The sequence below is a fragment of the Janthinobacterium sp. EB271-G4-7A genome, assembly GCF_020858075.1.
Taxonomy (GTDB): Bacteria; Pseudomonadota; Gammaproteobacteria; order Burkholderiales; family Burkholderiaceae_D; genus Janthinobacterium; species Janthinobacterium lividum.
Genome location: NZ_JACYMI010000007.1, coordinates 127168 through 136557 on the forward strand (window position 1 = coordinate 127168; position 9390 = coordinate 136557).

At 65.9% G+C, this 9390-nt stretch carries 5 protein-coding genes; all 5 read left to right on the forward strand.

Annotated features, from left to right (window positions below; genetic code table 11):
- Positions 1 to 32: 32 nt before the first annotated feature.
- Genes IGS58_RS28105 through IGS58_RS28125 form a run of 5 tightly spaced genes read left to right on the forward strand, consistent with a single transcriptional unit; the run spans position 33 to position 9286 of the window.
- On the forward strand, positions 33 to 1625 hold the full coding sequence (locus tag IGS58_RS28105) for a DUF2138 family protein (RefSeq protein WP_230523237.1): 1593 nt from the start codon (positions 33 to 35) through the stop codon (positions 1623 to 1625).
- On the forward strand, positions 1604 to 2293 hold the full coding sequence (locus tag IGS58_RS28110; RefSeq protein WP_370452833.1) for a DUF1175 family protein: 690 nt from the start codon (positions 1604 to 1606) through the stop codon (positions 2291 to 2293). The genes IGS58_RS28105 and IGS58_RS28110 overlap by 22 nt, the downstream gene beginning before the upstream one ends.
- Positions 2290 to 6846, forward strand: a complete 4557-nt coding sequence (locus IGS58_RS28115; RefSeq protein WP_230523238.1) for an alpha-2-macroglobulin family protein — start codon at positions 2290 to 2292, stop codon at positions 6844 to 6846. Before IGS58_RS28110 ends, IGS58_RS28115 begins: the two co-directional genes overlap by 4 nt.
- Positions 6846 to 8528 (forward strand): DUF2300 domain-containing protein, encoded by a 1683-nt coding sequence (locus IGS58_RS28120; RefSeq protein WP_230523239.1) that lies wholly within the window; start codon positions 6846 to 6848, stop codon positions 8526 to 8528. The genes IGS58_RS28115 and IGS58_RS28120 overlap by 1 nt, the downstream gene beginning before the upstream one ends.
- Positions 8529 to 8557: 29 nt before the next feature.
- Positions 8558 to 9286, forward strand: coding sequence for a YfaP family protein (locus IGS58_RS28125; protein ID WP_230523240.1), 729 nt, complete (start codon positions 8558 to 8560; stop codon positions 9284 to 9286).
- Positions 9287 to 9390: the final 104 nt, after the last annotated feature.

The following is a 9390-nucleotide window of genomic DNA, read 5'->3' on the forward strand; positions in this document are numbered from 1 at the left end:
CGGTGCTGGCGAAAAAAGTACAAGATAAAAAAGTGCTTAGTAAAAAAGTCCTGGTTGGGGCACTTGCCGGGGTGGCGCTGGTGGCGGCCGCGCTGGTCGGCTACCGCGTCTTCGGCTGGGGCGCGATGGGGCCGGTCAACGGCCTGAAGCTGGATTTATCCCGGCCCGACGCGCTGGTGCGGACGAAAAGCCTGTCCACCTTGCCGCGCGACCTGCTGACGGTGCCGCTGGCGCGCGACGTGCTGCGCGAGGATTTCCTGTTCTATTACGAGCAGAGCGAAGACCGGCTGGGGCTCAAGGGCAGCTTGCGCCGCATCGCCTATGAGCATGAATTGGGCTGGGGCGACCAGCTGCTGCGCATGGTGCTGGACCAACCGGCGGAAGTGGCCTTGTGGCGCGACGCCGACGGCTCGCTCAAGCATTTCGCCATCGCCGTCTCGCGCAGCCAGTTGACGCGCCTGCTCGAGGAAGCGGGCAAGATCGCCTTGAAAGATACGCAGATGCGCGTGGCCGGCAGCTTGCGCGTCGATGGCGGCCAGGTGCCCGTGTATGCGCTGAACTATGCCTACCAGCGCACCTTGCTGTTTGCCGCGCACGGCCAGCGCCTCGTCATCCTGTCCCATCCCGGCATGCTGTATGGCGGCAGCGATGGCAAGAATGGCGATGGCACGGCCGAGAAAACCGTGGCCAGCCTGCTGGCGCCGGAGCCGGCCAAACAGAATGTCTTTCATCCGCAGTTCCATCTCGACAGCGCCGCGCCCGAGGGCCACAGCATCGCCGTCAAGGCGGATTTCCTGTCACTCGGTTACCAGCCCTTCTTTGGCGCGCTCGAAGCGCTGCGTTTCGATTTTCAACAGGGCACCTGGCAATCGAAGGTGCTGCTCAATGCCGATAAACTGAAAAACGGTGCTTATGACAGCAGCGCCCTGTGGCCCGTGCTGCCGCACAACCCGAGCGCCTGTTTCAGCGTGCCGGTCGACTGGACCGCGCTGCAGCCAGTGCTCAAGCGCCTGGGCGACAAGACATCGGCGCCGGTGGTGCCGCTGGCCGGCCACTTGCAAGGCCCCGCCGCCGCGTGCTGGTACGGCACTTCGCGCCTGCATACACCCGTGTTCGTGGCCACGCGCAGCGCGCAGGCCGGCGACGACGCTGTATATGGCAGCCTGTTCGCGGCGGCCATCGGCGGCAAGGATCCCGTGCGCAAGACCACTGGCAAGGATGGCGCCGTTCGTTGGGAGCGCAGCGTCGCCACGGCCCTGGGCCAGTCCACGCCGGCGCTGGCCGTGGCTGGCAATACGGTGGTCTTCTCGGCCGACGGCAAGCTGGTGGACCAGGTGCTGGCCGTGCGCCGCAAGCAGGCGCCGGCCGCCAGCGACCTGCTGCCCGATGCTTCCCGCACGATCGGCCTGATCGCGCCGGCATCGCTGGCCCGGCTGATCCAGCTGGAAGCCTTCGATACCCTGCCGGCGAACAACGAACCGGTACTGCGCGCGGCCGCCAATGAACACCTGGTGCCGCGCCTGAACGCCTTGAAAAAATACCCGCCGCTGCGCATGGTGCTCAAGCGGCAGCCAGCCAGCGGCACGTCATGGGAAACGCTGGAATGGCAGGAGACCGCGCGATGACGGTGCGGCATGCGCGCCGTGCCGCCTTGCGATTGCTGGCGGCCTGCGCCGCCACCGTGGCAATGCCCGCGTGGGCCCTGCGCGCGGCCGCCGAACCGCAAGTGCAGCTGTCGCAGGCCCAGAGCCGCGCCTTCCAGGCCTGGATGCTGCGTATCGTCAATGCGCAGATCGAACGCGGGCCGTCACCGCGCTGGACGCACCGCGATTGCGCCGGCCTGGTGCGCTTTGCCGTCAACGAAGCCTTGACTGTGCATGACGCGAAGTGGCTGCATGCGAACGGCATCGCCAGCGACCGGCGCCTGCCGCCCGAGCTGGAACTGGACGCGAAGCAGGCAGCTTTGCGCAACCGCTGGGTGCAGACGGGCGGTAGTGTCGGCCACTTCGTCACGGCGCTGGCGCTGGTGCAGCACAACAGCCGTTTCATCGCCCGCGAAATCAGCCAGGCGCTGCCCGGCGACCTGCTGTTTTTCGACCAGGGCGACGAACAGCACCTGATGGTCTGGATGGGGGCGCGCATCGCCTACCACACCGGCACCGTCACCCCCGACGACAATGGTCTGCGGACCGTCGATATCAAAGAACTTACGAGCTGGAAGGACACGCGGTGGCAACCTGTGGTCAACAATCCGAATTTCGCCGGCGTGTTCCGGCTGGCGTTCTTATCATGAAGCCGATTTTTTTCATGAAGCTGCTATTTGCCGGCCTGCTGGCGCTGGTGCTCATAGGCGGTGCCTCCGCGCAGCAGCGCGAACCGAGCAACTACAGCACCCTCAAGGGCGAGCCCTTCTTCCTGCTGTCGGACGCCAGCTACGGCAGTCTTGATGAAGCACGCGTGCGGCTGGAAGTGCCGGGCCGCGATATGGGACGCATGAACCTGGAAGCGTATTCGGGCGCCGACATCGTCGTCTACCGCGTGCCCGAGCCGATGGAATTCCTGAAAAAGCAGCGCAATCTGCACCGCATCCAGGTTGAAGGCAATTACCAGGGCGAGGGACTGGCCAATACGCTGAGCTTTCTGTGGGATAGCTGGTGGAAGCAGTCGCGCCTGGCCTGGCGCAAGCTGTTTTCCGGCGACGCGCGCCGCGCGGTCACGAAAGAGCAGCCGCAACTGGCGACGAATGACGCGATCCGCAAACCGACCGTGTTTGCCAACCATCCGCAATACAAGCCGATCAAGGGTATGGAGCTGGTCGACAGCTTCCGCTATCCGATCTGGCAAGCCAAGGCCATCGCGCCGCCGAAAGGCGTCAAGCTCGATGGCTCCAGCAGCGACTTCATCGTCGCCGGCGCCGGCAACGTGATGATACCGCTGGGTAAACGCAAGCCGGGCTTGTACCTGATCGAAGCGATCATCGGCGAGCACCGCGCCACCACCCTGGTGTTCGTGTCGGACACGGTGGCCGTCACCAAGGTATCGTCCGGCCAGATGCTGGTGTGGACGGCACGGCGCGACAACAGCGCCGCCGTGGCTGGCGCCAGCGTGGCGTGGACCGACGGCACCGGCGTGCTGCAGTCGGCCACCACGGGCGCCGATGGCGTCGCCTCGCTCGAGCGCGGCAGCCCGGAACATACGTATGTACTGGGCCAGGACCGCGACGGCGGCGTGTTCGTGTCCGAGAATTTTTACTATGACAGCGAAATCTATAACACCAAGATTTATGCGGTAACCGACCGGCCCCTGTACCGGCCCGGCGACGAAGTCAACGTCAAGTTCCTGGGGCGAGAATTCACTTCGGCGCGCGCATCGCAGGCGGCCGCTGCTGCGCCGCTGAGCCTGACCGTGCTCAATCCGAACGGCACGCCGCTGCTGACGCAAACGCTGCAGCTGTCCGGCGACACGGGCGCCGACACGCGCTTCCGCCTGCCCGCGGAAGCCACCGCCGGCGGCTATGAGCTGCGCTTCAATTACAAGGATGGCGCATATGGCGCGGCCTTCCGCGTGGCCGAATACGTCAAGCCGCACTTTGAAATCAACGTCCAGCCATCGAAACCGGAATTCAAGACGGGCGAGGCGGTCAAGGGCAGCATCGCGCTGCGTTACCCCGATGGCAAGCCGGTGAAAAACGCGAAGATGACCTTGTCGCTGCGCAGCCAGCAAAACACCATGGTCGAGGGCGAACTGCGTTACAGCGGCCTGTTCCCCGTGGCCTTGAAAACCGAGGAAGTGACGAGCGATGGCAGCGGCAATGTGGACTTCACCTTGCCGCCCGCCGCCGATCCGTCGCGCTACATCCTGACCGTGCTGGCCACCGATGGCGCAGCCTACCGCGTCAAGACGACGCGCGAGCTGATGATAGAGCGTTCGAGCAGCAGCTACCAGCTGAAGGCCGTGCGCCAGTTTTCCGATCCGGGACAAAACGTGCATTTCGACCTGGTGGCCGATGGCCAAAGCGCGGCCAAGCCCGTGCGCTGGGAGATGGTGCAGCTGGAAAAACAGGGCAAGACCGAGGGCGCATTTGATCCGGCCGCCAAGGGCTGGGATGTGACATTCCCCGCATCGGGCTCGTATCAGCTGGCGCTGCGCGACGAGCGCGGCAACTTGCTGGCCGCCGCCAGCCACTGGGTGTCGGGTGACGGCGTGCAGGCGACGCCGGGCAGCATCGAGATCGTGCTGGACCGCGCCCGCTATCGTCCGGGCGACACCGCCGAAGCCTTGATCACTTTCTCCGACAAGGTCGACCAGGCGCTGTTCACGCTCGAGCGCGACAAGGTGGAGCACCATGGCTTGATGGCCGGCGCCGCTGATTGGTACCAGGCGAAGCGCGTGGCGCCGCGGCAGTGGCGCGTGCGCATTCCCGTCAAGGAGGAGCATGGGCCGAACATGACGTTCTCGGTAGCCTATACCCGCAATGGCGATTTCGTCTTCGAGAATGCCGGCCTGCAAGTGATCGAGCCGCGCATCGCGCTGCAGTTCAAGAGCGACAAGGAGGTTTACCAGCCGGGCGAGAAGGTCACCCTGGACGTCAAGGCGACCCTGGACGGCAAGCCCCTGAGCACCCTGGTGGCGCTGGGCGTGGTCGATGAAATGATCTATGTGCTGCAGCCGGAAATCGCGCCGGACATCGGCGACTTCTTCTATCATCCGCGCCGCAACAACGTGCGCACCACGGCCAGCCTGTCTTTCATCAGCTACGACATGGCGCAGGGGCGCACAGCGGGCGCACCGGCGCGCCACAATTACAACGAGCGGGGCGTCAAGGTACTCGAACGTCCGCGCCGCGACAATATCGATACCGCGTACTGGGCGCCATCGCTGAAGACCGATGCCAATGGCAATGCGCGCGTGAGCTTCATCATGCCCGATGCGCTGACCCGCTGGAGGATCACGGGCCGCGCGATGGATGAGCAGGGACGGGTCGGCCAGCGCACCGCCTATCTGCGTTCGGACAAGAATTACTATGCCAAGTGGACCGCGCCGGACTGGATGCGCGCCGGCGATGCGCCGCGTGCTTCGGTGGCCGTGTTCAACCAGACGGGCAAGGAGCAGGCGCTTGACGTGGTGCTTTCCGGCGGTGCAGGCGGCACGCAAGCGAAGACGGAAAAACTGTCCGCCAAGCCGGGTGTCAATTACGTTGAATTCCCGCTCGCTGCCGGCGCTGCCGGACCGCTGCGCCTGGAGGTAAAACAGAACGGCAAACGGGTCGATGCGCTGGATACCGCTATGCAGACGTTGCCCGCCACCTGGAGCAGCCCGCGCACGCTGGTGCTGCCGCTCGATGGCGCCGCTGGTGAGATTCCCCTCAAGCTGCCGGCGGATGCGCGCAATATCCGCCTCTCGTTCGCGCAAGGAGCCGCAAGCCACTTCGCGCGCATTGCCGACGATCTGATCGACTATCCATATGGCTGCGTGGAGCAGACGGCGAGCCGCCTGATTCCGCTGGCGCTGGCCACGCAAAGCCTGGGAGCGGATGCCGGCGCCCTGCAAACGCTGCTGACTGCGCAGCGCCTGCGCCTGGTCTCCATGGCCGGTCCGAATGCCGTCTTCGGCTGGTGGGGCAATGCCACGGCCGGCAATGCCTTGATGACGGCCTACGCCTATTACGCCGACTGGTACGCTGCGCGCGCGCTGCGCATCGAGCTGCCGCCCGAACACTGGAACAAGCTGCTGGCCGTCTACAGCGAACATGGCTTGAAAGATGCGATGGGCGACCGCGCGCTGGTGCTGTGGATGGCGCGCGAGATGGGCCTGCCCACGCAGACGCTGGCGGCGGGCCTGGTGGACGACAGCGCTATCGCCGTCCTCGGTGGCAAGCCGCGTCAGGCGGGCGACAGCGGCAGCCTGCTGCTGGGCGGTGCTTCTGACCGCGAAGCGCAAGCGATGTCGCTGGGCCTGGTGGCGCTGGTCGCCGCCCAGAACGGCATCGCCCTGCCGCATTCGCTGCAGCTGCAAGTGGCCAGCGCGTGGCAGGTGCTGCACGAATCGAAAGCGCCGGTGGCGCAGGCCCTGCTGATGCTGGCTGGCGAAGTGCCGGCTACCCAGGCCGAGGCGGTGCTGGCCAGCGTGCGCGCCGAGATGCCGACCCTGGACCGTGCGATGACCTTGTTGTGGGTGCAAAAAAAGCTGGGCGGCGCATCGTTTGGCAAGGGGCCGGCCGTCGCGCCGGACGGCGCATGGCAAAAGCGCGACAGCCGCGGCGGCCAGCCGCTCTGGCGTTGGAGCGATGCCAAGGGCCTGCCTGACAAACTGCGTCTCGCTGCATCGACCCCGGCGCCGGTCGGCACGGTGGCCGTGCTGCAGTACGACAGCCACGCTGCCGAAACGCAGACCTTGCCGGTCACCGTCGAACGGCGCATCCTGCGCATGAAGGCGGGCAAGGGCGGCTACACGACGGAGCTGGTCAAGCCGGGCGAGGCGCTCAGCACGGACGCGCTGTACCTCGATGAAATCACCTTGAAAGCAGCGGCGGGCGCGAAGCACCGCTTTGGCTTGCTGGAAGTGGCGCTGCCGCCGGGCGCCATGGTCGAATCGACCACCTGGGGCATGGTCATGGCGGGCGACAAGCCGGCCGCGCTGGAACGCGCGCGTCATGCCGAGCGCCGCGACGGCTATGCGGTGCCGATCGAGCCTTTGGCCGGCGACGTGACCGTACGCCATTTGATCCGCTTTGCACAGAAGGGCAGTTATGTGCTTCCGCCAGCGCGCTTTTATCGCATGTACCAGCCGGAGCAGAAAGCCATCGAGGGTGGCGGCAAGGCCACGCGCGCGTTGAAGGTCGAGTGATGCGTGTGGTACTTCCTGCGTTGATGGCGACCCTGCTGCTGGCCGCTCCTGCCCGGTCTGCATCGCTGGATGTCGCCTGGTGGCGCGACGGCAAGACGGAAGTGCGGCAGTTGCGCCAGGGCGGTGCCGCGCCGCCGCCGTTTGACGGCGCGCGGCAGGTGCCGCTGGCCAGCCTGTGGAAGCTGTTCGTATATGTGTATGCGAGCGATAGCAAGGTGGCGATGCCGGACTACCGCTGCGGCGGCCGCGATCCGGAAGAAGTGTATTGCTGCGATGCGGGCCAGAGCATCGGCCACGACGCGGCGCTGGCGCAGTCCTGCGGCCTGTTTTTCTCGCCCAGGCGTCTGATGATCGCGCCGGCTTCATGGCGCCAGTACTGGACGGGCCGCCTGGGTAGCGCACCGACAGGCGATTTTGCCTGGCTGTCCGACCCCGCGCAGCTGGCGCCGGCGCGCATGGTGCGCCTGGACAGCCTGCTGCGCGCGCTGGGCAGCATCCCGGCTGCCAGCCGCGCGGATGCCGAAGCGGCGCTGCTGCGCGTGGTGCTCGATGGGCGCGGCTTTGGTGCGGCGCGCTGGTTCGGCAGCCAGCTGCGCGTGAAGACGTATTCCTGGCACGAGCAGCGCCGGGCAGAAGAGCGTATCGGCGGCGCGGCCGGCTGGCTGGCCGACGGCACGCCGATCTGGTTTGGCGGCGCGGGTGGCAGCAGCAATGTCTTTGCGCAGTGGGCGCCCAGACTGGCCGCCAGCTTGCCGCCAGTGGGCGCGGCCGACGATGGCGGCTGCGTGGTGGTCGATTACTTCAAGCGCTATCCGATCCGTGCCGTGCGCGGCGAGCGTGGCGTGGCTGCACCTGGCCCGCTCAATGGCCGCTACCATGTGCAATTCGAAAATGGCCAGAACCTGGCCCTGCGCAGCACCGGCGAGTTGATGCTGCTGCAGGAGAAGGGCGGCCGCCCGCAATTGCGCGGCCGCTTTGGTGTCAATGAATATGTGGCGCGCGTGCTCGACCGCGAAGCGAATGCCGGCGAGCCGGAAGCGGCCAAGGCGCTGGCGATTGCCGCGCGCACGTATCTGCAGCAGAACGCCGTGACCGTGGCAGGCTGCCAGCAGATCGCCGACAGCAGTGCGACCCAGCGCGTCAGTCCCAGCCCCGCCACGCCGGCGGCGCTGGCGATTGCGCGCTGGACCGACCAGTTGATCGTCGATGGTGTCACCGTGCGCTATCACACGAACTTGCCGTCCGAGGGCACCATGGCATGGAGCGAGGCGGTGCGCCAGGCCAAACAGGGCAAGCACTATGATGAATTGCTGGCGGCAGCTTATCCCGGCGGCGCATTGAGTACCTTCGGCAATACCGGCGCGCGTTGCCAGCGCCTAGCGCAGAACGAGGATTGGCTGGCGCGGTCCGTGCCGCGCTGGCAGCGCGTGCTGCTGCGCGAGGCCGGCTACGAGGCGCCACCACAAGCGCCGCTGGTCTGTGCCTTGCAGAGTGGTGCGCCGTATTCGGAGCAGTCGCGCAACCGTATCTTCATGCGGCCGCTGGCCACGCGCGAAGACCGCATCACCCTGGCCCATGAATACCTGCATCTTGGCCTGCGCCGTCATCCGCGCGGCCAGGACGAAGAATATGTCGAGCGGCTGGCCCGCCGGCTCGTCGACCTTAACCTGGAGGCCCTGTGAGTTTTTATATCCGTTGCTCGATTCCCCTGATGCTATTGCCACTCTGGGCGCAGGCCCAGGTCACCATCGATGCACCGAAGGGCGGCTGGCGCAATTCGGCCGGCGCGCGCGAGGACTATACGCAAGCGGTGAATTACCCCGCCGCGTCCGTCAACCTGCAGCCAGGCCAGGCCGAGACGGCGCAGATAAGGGGACGCATCGCGGGCGCCGTCAAGGGCAGGCCCGCTACTTTGGTGGTCAATGGCGTGGCGATGCCGATGGAAGTGGGCGAGGATGGCAGCTACGGACGCCCGTATGGATTCGGCAGCGGCTCGAACAGCGTGGAAGTGCGCTCGCCGGATGGCAGGAGCCGCGCGCGCACCCAGTTTGTCGACAGTTACCACGGCAAGACGCAGGCGCGCCTGCGTATCGTGCTGTCCTGGGACAGCGCCGGCACCGACCTCGATATGCATGTGGTCACGCCGGACGGTGGCCACGCCTGGTACGGCAATCGCGTACTGAAGGATGGCGGCGCGCTGGATGTGGACGTGACCACCGGTTATGGCCCGGAGATCTTTTCCAGCGCGGCGCCCCTGAAGGGCAATTATCACGTCTATGTCAATTACTACGGTAGCGGCGAGAACACCGCCATGCTGACTGTCGCCCGCATATCGGTCATCACCAACGAAGGCACGCCGCGTGAAAAGCTGCAGAGCTTCCAGGTACCGATGCGGGCTGCTGGCGAGCTGACCCTGGTGAAATCGTTTGTCTTGCCATAAATGGCTCTTGCGGACACGCTGTTGCTTGGCTATAATTCGCCCCCTCGCTGAACGACGCATGCAAATGCAGCGTAAAGTGAGAAAAAAGAAGGAGTTGACGGACG

Coding starts and splice junctions, on each gene's coding strand:
- IGS58_RS28115 (WP_230523238.1), top strand. CDS start 2,290: ATGAAGCCGATTTTTTTCATGAAGCTGCTATTTGCCGGCCTGCTGGCG.
- IGS58_RS28120 (WP_230523239.1), top strand. CDS start 6,846: ATGCGTGTGGTACTTCCTGCGTTGATGGCGACCCTGCTGCTGGCCGCT.
- IGS58_RS28125 (WP_230523240.1), top strand. CDS start 8,558: ATGCTATTGCCACTCTGGGCGCAGGCCCAGGTCACCATCGATGCACCG.
- IGS58_RS28110 (WP_370452833.1), top strand. CDS start 1,604: ATGGCAGGAGACCGCGCGATGACGGTGCGGCATGCGCGCCGTGCCGCC.